We start from the raw sequence: 18,215 nt of genomic DNA, 5'->3' as shown, positions 1-18,215 counted from the left end.
ATGGCACAAGCTGATTTATTGGTTGATTTGGTCAAAACCGCGACCAGTGGGGATCAGCTTGCCTTCCGCAAGGCCGCAGAAGGATTGATCCAAGAAGAAAAACAGAAGGGACACCGTTTGCTCGCGGAGCGACTGACCAAGGCATTGCAACCCAATGTCACTCAAGCTGCCCGCTCCCCGGTCACCAAGATGAGCGGCAGCGCCCCACAAAAAGATCTGTTTTATGAAACCACACCAGAGCGCAATCTGGATAGCTTAATGCTGCCTGAAAAGATCAGGGTGCAGATAAGAGAGCTTGTGGAAGAGCAACATCGTGCAGAGCTACTTCATGCACACAACCTTCGTGCCAGAAACAGCATTCTGCTCGCAGGCCCCCCCGGAAATGGCAAAACAACGCTGGCCGAAGCGCTGGCGTTCGAGCTGATGTATCCCCTCATCGTCGTCCGATACGAAACTTTGGTGGGAAGCTATCTTGGTGAAACTTCCAGCCGATTGAAAAGCGTGCTGGACTACGCTAGGACACAGCGCTGCGTCCTATTCTTTGACGAATTCGAGACACTGGGCAAAGAGCGCGGCGACACCCATGAAACGGGAGAGATCAAGCGCGTCGTCAGTACCTTGCTGATGCAGTTGGATGAAATGCCAGACTATGTAGTGGTGGTCGCTGCCAGCAATCACCCTGAACTTTTGGACAAAGCCGTCTGGCGGCGCTTTCAATTGCGCATTGAGTTGCTAACACCTACCCGAGCACAACTGACGCAATACATCGCCTCGATTGGCCAGCGGTGTGACGTGAATTTTGGATATGAGCCGGCAACCTTGGCGAAGCACCTGTTGGGGTTGAATTTCGCAGAAACCGAAGAGTTTTGCCTTAGCGTAGTTCGCCGCGCCGTTCTCGACATGAAGACGGAAAATGCCCAGCAAGTGACCAAGCTGAAGCTGGAGCAATGGAAAGGCCGTTTGAAACCAACCACCGGCAAAGGCGCGGCGACTGTCAAGGAAGCAGCCAAAGAGGGAGGAGATAGCTGATGGCAACCTCTCTTCCTCTTCTCGTATTCCCACAAGCGAGAACCATCGCACCACCCGCAGGTAACGGATTTCCGTCAAGTCAGCCCCATGTTCCAGGACATGGAAAACAGGTGGCTCGACTAGGCACGCAACTGACCACACTCCAACAGGAATTTGATCGCTATAAAGCCAGCGTTAGCGGCTCCGTGGCTGGATTCGAGCCTGAAACCGTTCTGGTGATTGAAATAGCAGGCAGCGTCAATGAGTTCCGACAGGCCGTCGAAGCCATTGGACTGGAGTGGCTGGGGGAATGGGATGTTGATGACATTCCCCCCGACGAGGATTTTTTTGAAGTCAACACCAAAGGGGAGCGTGCGAACAAGGCGGTCAAGGGGCGGATGTTCCTGTCTCTCAGCAATGAGGCAGGGATGCGGCAACTCCTGTCGCTATGGGAGCAATGGAAGAACAATCAGGCGTTGCCGATGGGGAAAACCAAGTGGCGCGATGTGTTCAATCAAACTGTTCAAATCCGCCGCTGGGGCATTGAAGAAACTCTGCGCGAGACAGGCATGCTGGGGCGCTGGAGAGATGCCCTCGACCCCAACAACTCGGAGGAATCGATCCACTGTCAGATCGAGCTGTTCTATCGCAAGTCAGAAGACAGGCGCAGACAAAGCGAGCGCAATATTGCCGCATTGCTGGAAGCGGCTGGTGGCCGAGCATTGAGCAGCTTCATCGACATGCCAGAGATCGCCTTTCATGCGGTCAAGGCAGAATTGCCCGTAGAACGTATCCGGCAGCTTTTATACGATCTGGATTCCGAGGCGCACGATACCGACATTCAGCTCTTCAAGTTTCATGGTGTCATGTATTTCCGTCCCACCGGGCAAAGTCTCGCCGTAACGGAAGATGGCGAAGGCGTTGACACTGAAATTGCCGAGGGAATAGTTGAGCTGCCACCTGTTGCAGCCATTCTCGATGGCGTGCCCAACATCCAGCACCAAGCGCTGAAGGGGCGCCTATTGCTGGACGATCCGGATAATCTTTCTTCGCAGTATCAACCAGGAGAAAGAAAACACGGTACGTCAATGGCTTCTTTAGTTGTGCATGGTGAGCTGGTGGATGGCGAATCTGACCCATTGCCACGTCTGGTGTATGTGCTTCCCATCATGCAGCCAGATCCTCATTCCATGAACCGAAGCGAGCATGTGCCCGATGAGGTTTTTTTCGAGGATCGCATTGCGCGCGCAGTCAGGCGAATGTTTGAGGGCGAAGGCGCAGTGCCAGCGCAAGCACCCGGTGTTTGCGTCATCAATCTCTCCATTGGAGACCCGGCACGCCCCTTTATCCACACGCCCAGCCCTTGGGCTAGGCTGCTGGATTGGTTGTCATGGAAGTACCGTGTGCTTTTCTGCGTCAGTGCAGGGAACTATCCGGACGCCATCGACATTGCTTTATCGGGGCCGGACTATCTGGCATTGACCGACTCCCAAAGGGTCGATCATGTGCTGAAGTGCATTCAGGCCCAACTGTCCGTGCGGCGAATTCTATCCCCGGCAGAATCCATCAATGCCATCACGGTGGGAGCGACACACGCCGACGGCGTTGACAATTACTATCCGGGGCAACGTACAGATCTTCTGCCCAACACGGTGCTGTTTAGCCCTGCTGCTCGGCTGGGGCATGGGTTTCGTCGTTCCATCAAACCGGAAGTATTATTTCCAGGTGGCCGACAACTGTATCGCACTCCAATGCTGGACAGCCAGACGGTCTATCACGTGGATAGCAGCATTGCCGCGCCAGGGCAGAAAGTAGCATCGGACAGCAACCAAGCCGGTGCTTTGTCTCAGACCATTCATACGCGCGGCACCAGCAATGCTACAGCGCTTGCCACCCGCAGTGCCGCACGTATTTATGAAGTGCTGGATGCACTGCGCGCGGAAAACGAAGAGAACATTCCGCCAGGGCTGATTTCCGTTCTCATCAAGGCGCTATTGGTGCATGGAGCCAAACAAGATGGCGATGCCAGCAAGGCAATCACTGCGGCACTGAAAACATCCGATAACTCACGCCAGTTCAAAGAGCTGTTGGCACGTTACCTTGGCTATGGCGAGGTTCAAATCGAACGAGTACTGGCATGTACCGAGCAGCGCGGTACGGTGCTGGGCTGTGGCGAGATTCGTGAGAATGAAATTCACGAATATCGGTTCCCCCTGCCCCCAGACCTTTCCGGCAGTCAGGCGTGGCGCCGGTTGGTAGTGACGTTGGCATGGTTCAGTCCAATCAACCCAGACCACCGAAACTTCCGTGAAGCCAAGCTGGAACTATCCCCCGTTGGCGGCTGGAGTGGTGTACCCCTCAAGCTGGCGCGCCAAGATGCAGATCACAACCAAGTGTTGCGTGGAACCGTGCAGCACGAGGTGGTGGAAGGCTCTAAACAGATCGCTGCATACCAAGATGGTGACAGCATTCTGCTGCACGTTGCCTGCAAGAAAGATGCGACGGCCCATCTTGACGATGCCATTCCTTACGGCCTCGCTGTGACCCTGGAGGTTGGCGAGGGCATTCAAATTCCAATTTATCAGCAACTTCGCACCCGACTGCAGCCGCAAGTCGCTGTCGGCGCAGTTGGAGGACAGCCTTGATGGCCACCAAAAAAGAACTACTCGCACAGCAAGTCGCCAAAGCCGTCGGTGCGGGAAAACCTGTCGCGCTGGAAACCGTCGATTTCAACGATCCCAACCGTCCCAAGACGTGCCTGGAGGTTGATTTCCCCATCCTGCCCGTCAATCAGGTAGCGATCATCGAAGGCAACGCGGGCAAGCCGATTTACCAGATGTCCAAGTGGTGGGCGCGGCGCCGTTCCAGCGTGTTCCGCTCGATGTTGATCGCGGCGGCCACCAAGGCCCCGGAAGACAAATCGCACGCGGCCAAGCTGGTGTGGGACAACTACTACGCCAACCACCAGAAGAAAGGCGCGTTCAAACACCTGAAGGTGGCCGACATCTTCATGGGCGGCGGCACCACGCTGGTGGAAGGCTCGCGTCTGGGCATGCAGATGGTCGGCAACGACCTCAATCCGGTTGCGTGGTTTGTGGTCAAGCAAGAGCTGGCCAATGTCGATCTGGAGCAAGTGAAGAAGCTGCTCGCCGACATCGAGGCCGAGGTCAAGCCGCAGATCATGCCGTACTACTACTGCGACGGCCCGGAGGGTGAGAAAGGCACGTGGACGCACTTGCCGTCGAACAAGGCGATGCCTGCCGATTTCGACCCGTTCGCCATCCCGCAGGGCGAGCGCAAGGACTACCGCTACGAAGGCCCGGAGGTCATATACACCTTCTGGGCCAAACACGGCCCGTGTCAGGTGACGGGCTGCGGCCACCGCACGCCGATCATGAGCAGCCCGGTGATGGCGGTGAAGACCATCAGCGTGAAGCACTGGGAACACACATGCAGTAAATGCAGCGGCGAATTCCACGTTGAAGAGGAAGCCGCACGGATGGCGCCGGATGCGCCGCTGTATGTCGCGCCGGATGAACACCCGTTCTCCGTGCTCGACAAAAGGCGCGGCGTGATCTGCCCGCACTGTGGGCACGCCGCGCTGGTGAATCTGGGCAAGGGCAAGAACAAGAAGGTGGAACTGAGCCTGCTGGTGCATCCGCAATGGCTGGCGGGTGAAGCGAAGCAGGACGCGAATAGCCAGCCCTATGGCGGCTCAGCGCAGGACGACGTGGCTGCTACAACGCGCTGGGACCGTGCGCGGGCATCCAAGATTCGCCTATTGGAGGTGCGTGGCACGCTGCCGGAGGAAGTGACCGACCCTGAGACGGGCGTCACTTTTGCCCCGGATATCGGCACGGTGCCGAAAAAATCCCACTACGCCTGCGCGGCGTGCGGCACGGTGCAAGACGTACTGACCACCATCAAAGCCACGGGAAAGACCGGGCCGATGGCTGCTTACGCTGTGCAGGGCTATGCGCCCAAGCGCGATGCGGCGGGCAAACCCTACAGTGGCCGCTTCTTCGCGGCCTACAGCGAAGCGCACGCGCGGCAGTACGACTCCGCGTTCGCCGAATGGGATGCGCGTAAAGATACCGACCTCAAGAACTACTGGCCGCGCTCTGAGCTTCCCTACGGCTTCATGACCCACCACCTGCAAGGCGGCGTGCCGAACCACGGCTTCACGCATTGGTGGACGATGTTCAACCCGCGCCAGTTGCTGGTACATGCGCAACTGCTCAAGGCGATTGTCGAAGTTGGGAGTTACGACTGGAAGACGCGCGAGTACGTGCTCGGCGCTTTCCAGAATTTCTTGCGCAATCAAAACTCGCTCGCGTTCTGGCACATGAAACTCGACAAGCTGGCTCCTGCCATGTCGAACAGCAATTTCCATCCCAAGAACAATGTGGTTGAAGTAGGCGTGTTTCCGCCAATGGGCTATGGCCCGTGGTCGTCCACCTATGAAGTTCTATTCAAAGGTGGGGAATGGGCGCAAACGCCGTGGGAGGCAGTCAGTGCGGAGTACCTAAATCGGCATGCACCGACCATCGCTGGCGAGGTGACAGGTAAAAGCGAAAAGGTTTACCCCGGCGACCCGTTGCTAGGCGCAACCACGCATCAGGGCTCGTCCACCGATCTGGCGCAGCTTGAAAGCGGCAGCCTCGATCTGGTCATCACCGATCCACCCTTCGGTGGCCTGCTGCACTACTCGGAGCTGGCCGACTTTTTCTACGTCTGGCTTCGTCTCGCGCTCAAGGGCAAGTACCCGCAGATTTTCGGCGCGGAATACACACCCAAATCGCTGGAGGCGGTGGCCAACCGTGCTCGCGAGCCGGAAGATCCGGATGGTTTTTACCAGCGCCTGCTCACCCAGTGCTGGCGCGAGGCGCATCGCCTCTTGAAGCCCAGCGGCATTTTGGCCTTCACCTTCCACCACAGCGAGGACGAACCGTGGGTGGCGGTGCTGGAGTCGTTGTTCGATGCCGGGTACTACCTCGAAGCGACCTACCCCATCCGCTCCGACGAAACCAAGGGCGAAGGCGAATTCGGCTCCAAGACCATCGAGTACGACATCATCCACGTCTGCCGCAAGCGCACGGAAGAACCCAAGCCGGTGAGCTGGGGCCGCATGCGCCGCGAGGTGATGGCCGACGTGCGCCAGTTGCAAGCCATGCTGGAAAACCACGCCAAGGAAGGCTTGCCCGCCGCCGACATCCAGGTGATCCGGCGCGGCAAGGCACTGGAATACTTCTCGCGCCACTACGGCAAGGTGTATGTGGACGAAGGCCGCACCATCTCCGTGCGTGATGCGCTGGTGGGCATTAACCAGCTCATCGACGAAGACGCCGACAAGGGCAAGGAGCCGCCGCCGGTCAACGCCGAACCGATGACACGCCAGTTTCTGCGCACCTTCGGCACGGCCACCGAGATGAAGCGCGACCAGTTGCAGAAGTTCCTGCGCGGCACCATCACCACACCGGATGACTTTGAGCAGCGTGGCTGGTGCAGCGAGGTGAAAAAGGTCTTCACCCGCACCGCGCCGCTGGATTTCGCCCGCGACTGGCAAGGCAAGCACAAGCGCAAGCTCACCTCCGATCTGGATCAGGCACTGGTGCTGATCGGTGCCTGCGTGGACGGCAGCGGCATCAATGCCTCGGACACGCTGACGAACGAAAACTTCAAGCCGCACATCGCGCTCAAACCGCTGCTGGAATGGCTGCAGAAGAACGGCTCGGATCAAACCACCCGCAACGCAGCCTCGCGCGCGGTGTCGATCTTTTCAGCCTGGCAAGCCAGCCAGGCACCCAAGCCGCTGCAGGTTTCGTTGTTCGATGACGATGGGGAGTATGCGCAATGAGGCAGGTGCTCGATACGGTATGGCAACGGCGCGGCACCAGTTGGCTGTGGGACGAGGAAGCACGCAACACGGTGTGCGCGGCTGGCGAGGTGTGGAGCCTGCGGCAGTTTTTGCAGGCGGCAGCCCCCGGTGCGCAGGGCTGGCCGGATGACCTGCCCAGCAACGGCGGGCAGACGTTGGTGGTGGCCGGGCTGGAGGGCAGCCTTGATTTGCTGGCTCCCGATCAGGCCGAAATCTGGCTGGGCGACACGATCAAACGTGCCATCCTGTCATTTCAGGATGAATACGCAGGCGAAGCAGCCTTGATCTTCTGGCTGCCGCAGGGCCAGGGCCGTTTGCGCGTGCAGGCTTCCACCGACGCAGTGACCTGGCTGTGCGAAGCGCCGCATCGGGGGCAACTACTCGACTTTGGGCGCCTTCTGTGGGGTGAGGCCAACGAGTACCCGCAGGAAATTTTGCTGCGCGAAGGCGCGAAAGCGGCCGGCCTGTTTCACCTGCGGATTACTTGAGGCCAGCGCGTGCAAGCAGACGATTTTGAGGATTTGTTCCAGCCCGGCGAGCGCATCACCCACACCGAATTCGGCCCAGGCGTGGTGCTCGAACCCGCGCACGATGGCTATCTGCGCGCGTTCTTCGGCGTGGTGGGCGAGCGCCGCGTACCGGTCAGTTCGGTACGCCGCGAGCGCACCCGTACCGAGCGCATTCTGCAATCGGTGGCAGGCGGCTCCGACCGTGCGCGCAAGGCGTGGCTGTCTTACGAGGCGCATGCACTGCCGGTGATGGAAAGCGCCTCGGCGCTGACCTCGGCGCGCATTGATCTGCTGCCGCATCAGGTGGTGCTGACGCACCGCATTGCGACTGCCTCACCACGGCGTTACCTGATCGCCGACGAGGTGGGCTTGGGCAAAACCATCGAAGCCGCGCTGATTTTGCGTGAACTGGCCAGCCGGGGCGAGTTGACCCGGGCGCTGATGGTGGTGCCAGCAGGCTTGGTGAACAACTGGCACCGCGAATTGAACGAGGTGTTCAATCTCGACTTCGAGGTGTTTGGCTCCGAAGGCGACATCACCGACCGCAAGACCAATGCCTTTGCCAAACACGACCGGCTGATTGCCAGCATCGACACCTTGAAGCGCCCTGCCCGCATCAAGCGCCTGCTGGATGCGCCACGCTGGGATCTGGTGGTGTTCGACGAAGCGCATCACCTGACCGCCCACCGCACGGGCGGCAAGGTGCGCAAGACGGAAAACTACAAGCTGGCCGAAGCGCTGAAGGATCACGCGCGGGATCTCTTGCTTCTGTCTGCTACGCCGCACCAAGGCAATCACTTCCAGTTCTGGATGCTGGCGCAGCTCTTGAACCCCACGCTGTTTGGCAGTCCCGAAAACATGCTGGAAAACCGCCATCGCCTGAATACGGTGATGTTCCGCCGCACCAAGGCCGATGCCTGCCAACCTGATGGCTCACCGCTGTTTGCCCGGCGCTGGGTGCATACCGAGTCCTTCCTGATGAACCAGGAGGAGCGGCTGTTTTACGAGAAGCTGCGAGAATACCTGGAAGACGGGTTCGATCTGGCCCGCCGCCAGGGCAACCAGGGGCGCGCACTGGGCTTCTTGATGGCGATCTTCCAGAAGATCGCGGCATCGAGCTTTGCTGCCGTGCGCCGCACGCTCAAGCGCCGCTTGTTGATGCTGACGCTGCACGAGGCGTTTTTGCGCGACAAGGAGCTGGACATCGAAGGCCGCGAACGCCTGACCGAGGAAGCGCGCGAGCTGATTCACGAGGAATTCGGCTTGCCGCGCGACAGCGTTGGGCGCAGCGAGGTGGATCGCGTGTTGGCTGACCTCAAGTACCGGTTGGTGAAGAAGCTGGACGAAGAGGCACTGGAAATGGCCTCCGACCCCTATGGCAGCGAGTATTCGGCCACGCACGCCGAGGAGGCAGCGTCTGCTGTGGTCGATTTGCATCTGCCCGAGGAGCGCCTGCGCATTGGCGACCTGCTGCGCATCTTCCCGCAGCGGCGCGAGACCAAGGCGCAAAAGCTGCTCGATGGCTTGGGGCATCTGTGGCGGCAGAACGCCAATGAAAAGATCGTGATCTTTGCCACCTACCTTGGCACGGTCGATCTGATTGCCCGCGAGATTGACCAGGCTTATCCCGGCCAGGGCGTGGTGGTGCTGCGCGGCGGCGACCACGGCGCCAAGCTGGCGGCAGAGCGGAAGTTCCGCCTGAAAGACGGGCCGCGTGTGTTGGTGTGTACAGCGGCTGGCCGCGAGGGCTTGAATCTGCAATTCGCACGCATTCTGTTCAATTTCGACCTGCCGTGGAACCCGATGGACATGGAACAGCGCATCGGCCGCATCCATCGCTACGGCCAGCGCGACACGGCGCAGGTCTACAACCTCGTGCTGTCGGACACCATCGAGGGGCGCATCTTCCTGCTGCTGGACGAGAAGTTGACTGAAATTGCACGCACGGTCGGCAAGGTCGATGACCAGGGCAATGTGGCCGAGGACCTTCGGGCGCAGATTCTGGGGCAGCTTTCCGAACGGTTGAACTACGACCGCCTGTACCAGGAGGCGCTGTCTGACCCTGAACTGAAACGCACCCAGGTGGAGCTGGAAGCGGCACTGTCCAATTCCCGCGAGGCACGGCAGGTGGTGTTCGACCTGTTTCAAGACCTCGACGGTTTCAGCCTCGATGATTACCAGCCCTTCTCGGATGTGTCCTCCAGCCTGGATCGGCTGGTGCGCTTTCTGTCGGCGGCAGTGGCAGACCGCCAGCAGAAGCTGCTGAAGGTGGACGAAGAAACCTACGACCTTGTAACAACAGATGGCACGCGCCGTGCACGTTTCACACTGAACCGCGATACCGCCACCAGCAGGGACGATCTGGAACTGATGGGGTTGGATCACCCCTTGGTACAGGAAGAACTGGGCCGCTGGCGCAGCGTGACGCCCGAAGACATCGGCCTTGCGGTGGCTGGGGATGTTGACGAGCCGGTGCTGCTGTCCTTGTGGATGGTAGAGGCGTCTGCCGGCAACGGTGAGCGCCGTGTGGTGGTGCAGCCCATCGCAGTCAAGCAGGACGGGACACGGGTGCCGACTATTGAGCGGCAATGCGAACGGTATCTGCAAGCATCGGCGATCTCGCCGAGTTTTACACCGGAGCAGCGGCTGGCGCTGTTTGCCCACACCGTGGAGCCAACTTTGCAACGTGAGTTGAAACACAAGGGCGCGGCAAATGGAGATGGCAGCTATTCGGCCGAGCTGATTGGATACGTTGAGATACTGAAGACGCCCGCTTGAAGCAGAAGGGCCACGCTGAATCCGAGGGCGAGAGAATTCTTCAAATAGTGAGGTTGCGCTGTTTTCCAATCTCCCATGACACGCCGCCGCCACGTACCGTCGCGGCGAGCTGCTGGCCCAGCCGCTGCTCGATCACGGGTTTCCACGGCACGAGGCTGAAGCCCATGCCGTCATCGAGCATCGCGTAGCGCCCGCTGGCAAGCATGACAGAGCGCCGGTAGATTCCGGCTACGCGCTGGCCATCGGCCACCGGGCGATGCGCCAGGCCGGTTTCGGCAGCAATGTCCTTGGTCGCCTGCGCCAGTTCCCGATTGCGCAGCGTGCCCAACAGATTGCGCGCCAGAATCACGCGCTGCCCTCGCCACTCGGCCAACCCCTGTTCGGCCAGGAAGTCGGCACGCCGCTGCATCGCCTGCTTGGCCTCGCCGCCAAAGCCCAGATCGCCCAGGCCTGAGCCGCCACCGATCAACTGCTGGTCGAGCCAGGTGGCGCCGATGACACGGGCCTGCCGCTCGATGGGCAGATGCGATTTCAGCTCCACGGCCACGCCGCCCAGGCGCTGCGCGTCGTAGCGGCGGCCCTGTTCTGGCAGGTCCCCGGGCACCTTCCATAGCCCCTCGGCCACACGCTCCACGATGCCGGTGCGGCGCAAGGCTTCCAGGCGGCGAATGTGGGCTGCCACGACCTCCTGCGGATCACGGCCCGGTACGGCCTGACCCTGCGCGACGGCCAGGTGATGGTCGGTGCGGTATAGGCCACCGCTTGCCAGCGCGGCGATGTTGCGATCGGCCGCACGCACGTCGGCCGCCCCCTTTACTTCCACCACGGCACCGGCCGGATAGTTCGCCAGCTCGTCGCGGGCGTTGAGCGCGACGTAGTGGGCCTTGCCGTCCACGCCGTCGATGACCAGATAGCCCCGGTCGCGCAGCTCGTCGGCCAGCCCTTTCGCCGCCACGCGGCCGAGGATGGTTCGGCCATCGTCTCCCGGCTCGAACACCGCCAGTTCGCGCGGCTCGCCGCGCATGGCGCGCTGTAGGGTGCGGATGATGTCGCCACGCTCGCCGAGGGCGCGCAAGGTTTTCTCCGCGTCGGCATGGACGGCCCACGTGCCCGGCTGCGTCTCGTCGGCCAGGCCCAGGCGCTGCAAGTGTTGCAGGCGGCCGATCAGCAGCAGGCGCTGGCGTTGCAGCCGCGGTTCGTTGAACCGTTCGATCTGCACTCGGCCATCCTCACCGGCCTCGCGCTGCAATGTGCGGTCGAGACTCGTCCACCGCTCCTGATTCACCTCGCGCTGCAAGGTCTGCTGGATCTCCAGCTCGGTGCGCGGTCCCAGCCATTCGGTCGCCAGTTCGGCGGCCCGATGGCGGAAGCCGTGGGCGATGTAGTCGCCCGCGATGATGAGGTCTTTGCCGGTGTTGTCACGCCCGCGCACGATCAGGTGGGTGTGCGGGTTGTCGGTATTCCAGTGATCGACTGCCACCCAATCCAGCCGCGTGCCCAGGTCGGCTTCCATACGGTTCACCAGATGCCGAGTGTAGGTGCGCAGGTCGTCCAGCTCGGCGCCGTCCTCCGGGGAGACGATGAAGCGGAAATGGTGCCGGTCGTCGGAGGCTCGCTCCTTGAAGGCGTCGAGGTCGGCTTCGTCGGTCTGCGGCCCGTAGGCGCGCCCAGGTTCACCATCGCGGCCCGCGCCGTCGCGCTCGATGTAGCGCAGGTGTTTTGCCAACGACTGCGGGCTGACGTTGCGCTGATTGACCAGCAGCGTCTTGATGGTCACCCGCCGCGACATGGGCGTCAGCTTCGCCCCGGCGAAACGCGCTGCCGTATGGCCGCGCCCCAGGCGCGAGCCGGGCCGCTGGCCTGCGCGCTGGCCCTGGCCGCCGGACGCGGCGGAATGGCGCATCGAGGACTTGCCGCCGCTGGCCTTGCCCGCCTGCTTGAGCACCTTGGAAACGAAACTCTGGCCCTGGCCCTTACCCCGGTTCTTTGGGGCGCTCGGACGCACCCGGAAATCGTCGTCGCGGCGGCCGGTCATGGCCGCTCTCCCTGCAAGCTATGGCGTGTCCGGTCGTGCGAAGCACGCGGACATGCCTGCATCGGCGCGGGCCTCGCGCCCCACGCGGCACGGCGGCGAAGCCGCTGCGTGCCGCGCCACCCCCACGTGCAGACAGGCTTTCGACGCGGCCCGGTGCCGCGTCCTTTTGTCTTGCCTTCCGCCTTTGCCCCTCGCTGACGCTCCGGGCAGCGGCGGCCCGGCGGCGCTGCTGCGTGAACAGCCAGCGCGCCGGCGAACGCGCGAACCAGTGCGATGAAGGCCGCAGGCCGGGCGCGTTCGAGGCAAGACGCCTGCACATGGGATGGCTGCGCCGTAGACAGCGCGAAGTGCAGTGCCCAATGCGTAGGATTAGCACCAGCACTGCACGCGCGACGACACGGCGACGACCAGCAGAGCGACACGCCCGATGGCACGATGAACTGCACGGCAACGTGCAGCGAGTCGGCGGCCATCATGGGCGAGATTCCAGCCAGACCGGATGCGCGATGCCGATCACGGCGGATGCGCTGACCGGCCCGAAATACCTGCTATCGAACGACGCCGGGTTGGTCACACTGAGCAAGAACAGTTCGCCGGGTTCGAGGCGACGGCATTGCTGCCAGGATGGCAGCGGCCGGCCCCAGCGGTCGGCGGGCAGCACGGCGGCCGAAGGCTCGCCGTCGATGCGGACGATACGGCCAGTGATGCACACCTCCTGCGGCGCAACGGCGCCCACGCGCTTGAGCAGCGGCACGCGCGCCGGCAGGTAGCCGCGCTGCGCGGCCAGCGCGGCGGCGTCTGGCGGCAGCGCGGTCAGGACGATGCTGCCCACGGACAAGGAACGTGGCAGCGAGCCGGTGCCGTGGCCCAGCGGATCGACGCGATACCAGCCGACCGCCACGCTATCGGACGGGTTGTAGATCAGGCGCGGCAGCGGATGCACGAAGGACGCCCAGGCCAGCGCAGCGAGGCCGCAGGTGGATATGCCCGCCAGCACGAGGCGAGCGCGCAAACGTGCGCGGGGCGAGCGAGGACTCGATGCAGTACCGGCAGTCGAAACGGTGGTCATGGCTGCGCCCTCCCGGTCAGCGAGGCGGCGTGCCGCTCGGCGGTGTATTCGGGCAGTGGCAGGCGCGCAGCGAGCCGGTTGGCGAGCGTGCGCCAGTACGCGGGCGAGACAGCGACGAGCGCGATGCCCAGCGCCTCGATGGCGTCGATGCGTTCCAGCACGGCACGGACCTGGTTCTCGCCCTCGGCGTGCAGCAGCAGGCGCGCACCCGGCTGCACGCCAGGAATGCGCTGCACCGCATCGAGCGGCGTGCAAGCCTGCATCATCATGAGCTGCCAGCGCACGGTGCCGTAGTCGTTGGCCTGCCAGCGGACACGGCACAGAACCGCGTTCGGCAGGAATACGGCGCAGCGCCGCCAGCGGTCGAGCCGGATGATGCGCGCCGGCTCGCCGAAGCGCAGATAGAGCTTGAAGCGTGGCTCGATGTAGGCCAGCGCCACGCGCGTCAGCGGTGCGCTGGCAGGCTGGCCAGCGAGCGCGGCCGGTGATGGTGGCGGCGCAGCCGTGGCCGCGACAGCGGCAGACGAAGCGGATGCAATCATGGGGTGTTCTCCCTGCGGTGTTCTGGAAACTCGCGCTCCAGCAGACCGCGCAGCAGGTCGGCCACGGTCACGCCTTGCGTAAAGGCCGATACCTTGATGCGCGCGCGCATCGCGGGCGTGATGTCGAGGGTCAGGCGAGCCGTGTAGAGGTCGCCCTTGCCCAGCGCATCGGCATCGCCTTGGCGAATCCACGCCTCGGCGTGCGGATTCGCGGGTGGACGCGCGCCGATGCCGACGCGCTTTGCCGTGCGTTTGCTGTTCGGCAGCGGTTTCTCGGTCATGTCGGCCACCGCAGCAGCTCGTCCACCAGGGCGGTGATTTCGCGGGCGGCAGCGCTGTCGGGCGCCGTCTCGCGTGCCAGCCGGCCAGCGGCCACGCTGTCGGCGAACACAATGCGCTGATGCACTTCCGCGCGAAGCGCAGGAAGCGGCTGGTCAGCGAGCGCCTGGCGCGCTTCGCGCCCGATCACGGTGGTACTGACGCGGCGATTGATGACAAAGGCCGCGCGCAGCACAGGTCGGAACACCTGCGCTTCTCGGATCAGCTCCACCATCTCGGCGCTGGCCCACAGGTCATAGGGGCTGGGCTGCACTGGGATCAGCACGCGCTCGGCCGCCAGCAGCGCAGAGCGCGCCAAGGCGGCGATGCGTGGTGGACCGTCAATGACGACATGATCGGTCCGCCTGGCGAGGTCTGGCGCCTCCTGATGCAGCGTTTCGCGTGCGAGGCCCACGGCGCTGAAAAGCCGTGGCAAGCCTTGCTGGCTTCTGCGCTGTGTCCAGTCCAGCGATGAACCCTGCGGGTCGGCGTCCAGCAGGACGACGTGCTGGCCGCGCATTGCCAGCTCACCGGCGATGTGCGTGGCGAGCGTGGTCTTTCCCACGCCGCCTTTCTGGTTGAGCAAAGCGACGATCATGGCCTGGCCCTCCATGCTGGAAAGCAGGGCTTTTGCTGCTGTGCTTGTGGCCGCGTGGTGGTTGTCCACCGCAGCGGCGCTTCCCTACTAAAAGTTAGAGAAATTAAGTTAGGGAAGTTAGAGGACGCGCAAACCCAGTGCTGGCGCGGGTTTGCGGCCGATCGGCACGCCTGATAGCACGATAGTCCCACGCCTGATAGCACGATACCCCGCACGCCTGATAGCACGACACCATTCACAGGCTGTCCCGGAGTTATCCCCGTGCCGTATGCGGCACGGGCCGGAACGTCAGCAGTTCCATGCCGTTGTCGGGCATCCGCTCGATGCCCAGGACGTAGCCGGGCAGCGACTGCCGCGCGACGAGCGCGCGCAGGTCGCAGGCGAAGTCGTAGGGTTTGGCGGTGCTGCCCGATTTCTGGTGCAGGTAGCGAAAGTGGAACTGCCAGCCGTATGCCTGCTTGCCGCCGTGCTTGCGCACCAGGCGGTACAGCCAGCGCTCGATGCCGCCCGTCAGCCGGAAATACGCCGGGTCGATGGTCAGCACCAGAGCGGTATCGAGCACGCCCGCATAGAACCAGTCCGGCAGGATCAGCTCGATGCCCAGCGGTGTGCCGCTGGCATCGGCCAGTTCCTTCCATTCGTTGATCCACGAGAAGCGGTGCAGGCGCCGGCCTGTCGTCTCGCGGATGGATGTGGCCACGGTCGTGGATTGCAAACGATCGAGCGCGGCCTTGAGGCGCTGGTAGTCGCGCAGCGACTTGCCGCGCCCGATGAAGCGCAGGATCTCGTAGGGTGTGGCTTGCATCAGCCGTGACGGGCGCAAGCCCGCGTCGCGCGCTTCCACGATCTGCGAGGCCGCCCAAATGAGCAGATCGGCGTCCCAAATGGTGGCGATGCCATGCTCCTGCGTGCCTTCCACGCGGATCGTCACATTGCCCGCGCGAAAGTCGATGGGCTTGACCCGCTTGGACTTCGCCAGAGAGAAGAACGGATAGGCCATCAAATCCTGGCTGTCGCGCGGAGCCACGCCTTCGCCCGGCAAGGCGCGGAACAGGTCGAGCTGTTCGCGTTCCTGCATCGGCTGCTGCCGCGCGGGCAGCGCAGGGCTGGACATGGCGATGGCCTGCCGCGCGCCGCCGATCAGCGCGCACGGCTGTCGGCCGAGTGGTGCTCGGCGTACTCGGGATCGGAAGTCGTCTCGAAGCTGCGGTCGGCGGCCCAGGCATCGAGGTCGGCCACGGCGTACATGACGCGCCGGCCGAACTTGCGAAAGCGCGGACCACCACCGATCACGCGCTGCTTTTCCAGCGTGCGCGGCGACAGGCGCAGGTACTCGGCGGCTTCGTCGTTGGTCAGGTAGCGTTGAGGCTGCATGGACGCAGCGACAGCAGTGGCGGCAGGCCGCAAGGGAGCGGAACGCATGGCGTGAACCTCCATCGGTTGAAAACGCCGGCTGCACCAGCGCAACCGGATGGAGGCAGTCTCAGAAAACCAAGCTGTTCTGCTCAGGGTCGTTTTGCGTCACCATCAGAACGACCCTTCTCAAGCGGCGAAAGTTGTGCTAGCTGGCGATAGCCGCTGCGCATCAGTGCATCGCCTCGCCGCACCAGGCGGCGCACCTTCGAGCGCAGGCCACCGTCGCTGTACCAATCGGCCAAGGCATCCACGCCGAACAAGCCTTCACCGACCTCGCGCAAGGACGCGCCCGCCAGGGTGGCGTCGAGCGCTTGCAGGGTATGCAGCTCCAGCAGCGCGGCCGGTGTTGGCCTGGGCTTGGCATCGGAAATGGCTGCGCCCGGCGCATAGCCGCGCGCAGGCGCGGTAGTGCCGCCGCGATAGGCATGGACCACGGCCATGCCGTCTTGCAGGCCGGGTGCCAGCGCGAAGCGCAGGCAGCGACCAGGACTGCGCGCGATCAACGCCAGACCCTTGCCATCATGCAGCAGGTGTTTATGGCCGGGGATGTGCCAGAACGCGAACGCGGCGGCGTCCAGTAGTGGATCGGCATCGGGGTAGAGCTGCACCACGGCATCGGAGCCGGGCAGCCAGGCCGGATGCGCGTCGCGCGCATCCAGGGCTGGGTCTTCCAGCAGGCGCAAGCCCCAGCGTTGCGCCGCCTGCTGCGCAGCTTGCAACCGGCGATGATGGCGCAGCCAGTCAAGCCGGTAGTCGGGATTCCTGCGCAGGTATTCCCAAGCCAGCGCGAGCGCATCGAGCCACAGGACAAACAGGTACGCCGCAGTGGGATACCAGTGCGCGAGGTGATGGGGGTTGACCATGACGCCTCCTCCCTGAGAACAGGATTCGCCGTCACGGAAGAGACTACGCGCTACATCGCCATCGTTGGAAAAATGGGAGTTTCAAGATAGGTGGAAGGGGTCAAGACCGAATGGCTCCGATGCGTTGCAGTGTTTGTCTCAATACGGCGGCGGCAGCACTCCGAACTTGGAGCGCTGCATTGACCAGCCTGCCGCAACCCGCGCCACGCATCATGACTGTTTCGATCAGACTGGCCGGGGTATGCCGCAAGAATGCCGATTGAGACCTGACCGGCATGACACCAGACTGAAAAAATCACAGTCAGCCTTGTTCAGTCCGGGATAGCCCCGTCGCGCTGGGCCAGCCGGGTGTATTCCGACAGCGTGCGCGTTGGGCAGAAATAGAGGTCACGCATCACGGGCTGCTGGCGCGGCCCGACGATGCCGGCCAGCTCGGATAGCTTGACGGTGCCTTGCGCCGGCATACCGATCCCCAGGTCGATAAGTCCCCAGGCGGTGTCGCCATCGGCGGGATCGAGCGCGGCCAGCAGCCAAGTCACATGCGCGTCCGGCGTGAACAACCGGACCACGGGCACCGGGTCGATGGCCCGGCCAGCGGCGCGGGCCTGGCCGTGGGCCAGCAGGCGCACACGGTCGTCCTCGGTGATGAGCGGATTCATGGCGATTCCCGTCGGCTGCACGAATCCGCCAAAGCGTGAAAGCACAAAACCGTATCGGCGGATTTGGGCATGAACACGATTGTGATTCCGTGGGTCTGCTCCTTTGTCGGAGTCCGTAAATACGGATTTCTGCAGAAGCGTAAAACGGTGGGGCTTTGATGAATGAGTTAAAGATAACGTGGTTTTAATTGTGCGGCGAATCGACGCTTCTGTCCATGCAGAAGCGATCCGTCCAGCCCGGCCGACCGGCTGGCTCCACCACCCATGACGCCGAGTTGGCTCACGCCTTCGGCGCTGCGGTGCGTGCGCTGCGGATAGAGCGCGGTATCGCGCAAGAATCGCTGGCGCACCTGGCTGGCGTCGAACGGTCGCACATGGGCAAGATCGAGCGCGGCGAGCACATGCCAACGCTGGCGATCATCTTCAAGATTGCCGGCGCGCTCGAATGCAGCACTGCGGTGCTGATGAGCGAGGCTGAAAGCCAGCTCGCAGCGGCAGCCCTGCCGTAGGCTGGGCAGGGTCGATCCGGCGCAGGCCGGTTC

15 protein-coding genes are annotated in these 18,215 nt (G+C 62.9%); 6 read left to right on the top strand and 9 right to left on the bottom strand.

Features of this window, described 5'->3' with window-relative positions:
* The 5 genes from KIT53_RS19360 to KIT53_RS19340 are packed head-to-tail and all read left to right on the top strand — an operon-like array spanning position 1 to position 10,173.
* Positions 1-1,029, top strand: coding sequence for an ATP-binding protein (locus KIT53_RS19360; protein WP_099605299.1), 1,029 nt, complete (start codon positions 1-3; stop codon positions 1,027-1,029).
* Positions 1,029-3,653 (top strand): S8 family peptidase, encoded by a 2,625-nt coding sequence (locus KIT53_RS19355; protein ID WP_150359731.1) that lies wholly within the window; start codon positions 1,029-1,031, stop codon positions 3,651-3,653. The genes KIT53_RS19360 and KIT53_RS19355 overlap by 1 nt, the downstream gene beginning before the upstream one ends.
* Positions 3,653-6,865: a DUF1156 domain-containing protein gene (locus KIT53_RS19350; protein ID WP_150359730.1), complete on the top strand. Its 3,213-nt coding sequence runs from the start codon at positions 3,653-3,655 to the stop codon at positions 6,863-6,865. The genes KIT53_RS19355 and KIT53_RS19350 overlap by 1 nt, the downstream gene beginning before the upstream one ends.
* Entirely contained in the window at positions 6,862-7,374 is a 513-nt protein-coding gene (locus KIT53_RS19345) for a hypothetical protein (protein ID WP_150359729.1), read from the top strand. The genes KIT53_RS19350 and KIT53_RS19345 overlap by 4 nt, the downstream gene beginning before the upstream one ends.
* Before the next feature lie 9 nt (positions 7,375-7,383).
* The gene (locus KIT53_RS19340; RefSeq protein WP_190953015.1) at positions 7,384-10,173 is read left to right on the top strand and encodes an SNF2-related protein; all 2,790 of its coding nucleotides are present in this window, start codon (positions 7,384-7,386) and stop codon (positions 10,171-10,173) included.
* A gap of 40 nt (positions 10,174-10,213) precedes the next feature.
* Here KIT53_RS19340 and KIT53_RS19335 read toward each other — a convergent pair whose 3' ends face one another.
* From KIT53_RS19335 to KIT53_RS19295, 9 genes are all read right to left on the bottom strand, one after another.
* Entirely contained in the window at positions 10,214-12,208 is a 1,995-nt protein-coding gene (locus tag KIT53_RS19335) for a relaxase/mobilization nuclease and DUF3363 domain-containing protein (protein ID WP_150359728.1), read from the bottom strand.
* Between the two features lie 472 nt (positions 12,209-12,680).
* Positions 12,681-13,277 carry a S26 family signal peptidase gene (locus KIT53_RS19330; protein ID WP_150359726.1) on the bottom strand — a complete coding sequence of 199 codons (597 nt, stop codon included), beginning with the start codon at positions 13,275-13,277 and terminating at the stop codon, positions 12,681-12,683.
* On the bottom strand, positions 13,274-13,819 hold the full coding sequence (locus KIT53_RS19325; protein ID WP_150359725.1) for a DUF2840 domain-containing protein: 546 nt from the start codon (positions 13,817-13,819) through the stop codon (positions 13,274-13,276). Before KIT53_RS19325 ends, KIT53_RS19330 begins: the two co-directional genes overlap by 4 nt.
* A complete protein-coding gene (locus tag KIT53_RS19320) occupies positions 13,816-14,100 on the bottom strand; it encodes a chromosome partitioning protein ParB (protein ID WP_150359724.1) in 285 nt (94 codons plus the stop codon). Before KIT53_RS19320 ends, KIT53_RS19325 begins: the two co-directional genes overlap by 4 nt.
* Entirely contained in the window at positions 14,097-14,735 is a 639-nt protein-coding gene (gene parA, locus KIT53_RS19315; protein ID WP_150359723.1) for a ParA family partition ATPase, read from the bottom strand. The genes KIT53_RS19320 and parA overlap by 4 nt, the downstream gene beginning before the upstream one ends.
* Positions 14,736-14,988: 253 nt before the next feature.
* A complete protein-coding gene (locus tag KIT53_RS19310) occupies positions 14,989-15,849 on the bottom strand; it encodes a replication initiator protein A (protein WP_150359721.1) in 861 nt (286 codons plus the stop codon).
* Between the two features lie 26 nt (positions 15,850-15,875).
* Entirely contained in the window at positions 15,876-16,157 is a 282-nt protein-coding gene (locus tag KIT53_RS19305; RefSeq protein ID WP_150359720.1) for a helix-turn-helix domain-containing protein, read from the bottom strand.
* An 83-nt stretch (positions 16,158-16,240) separates the two neighbouring features.
* Positions 16,241-17,014, bottom strand: coding sequence for a DUF2285 domain-containing protein (locus tag KIT53_RS19300; RefSeq protein ID WP_150359719.1), 774 nt, complete (start codon positions 17,012-17,014; stop codon positions 16,241-16,243).
* 311 nt (positions 17,015-17,325) lie between these two features.
* Entirely contained in the window at positions 17,326-17,673 is a 348-nt protein-coding gene (locus tag KIT53_RS19295; RefSeq protein WP_150359718.1) for a DUF2958 domain-containing protein, read from the bottom strand.
* A 215-nt stretch (positions 17,674-17,888) separates the two neighbouring features.
* On the opposite strand from KIT53_RS19295, the gene KIT53_RS19290 reads away from it, so the two are divergent.
* Positions 17,889-18,182, top strand: a complete 294-nt coding sequence (locus tag KIT53_RS19290) for a helix-turn-helix transcriptional regulator (RefSeq protein ID WP_053506350.1) — start codon at positions 17,889-17,891, stop codon at positions 18,180-18,182.
* Positions 18,183-18,215: the final 33 nt, after the last annotated feature.

This window comes from Hydrogenophaga sp. (assembly GCF_026125785.1).
Lineage (GTDB): Bacteria > Pseudomonadota > Gammaproteobacteria > Burkholderiales > Burkholderiaceae_C > Hydrogenophaga.
This window is presented reverse-complemented; position numbering and strand designations above follow the sequence as displayed.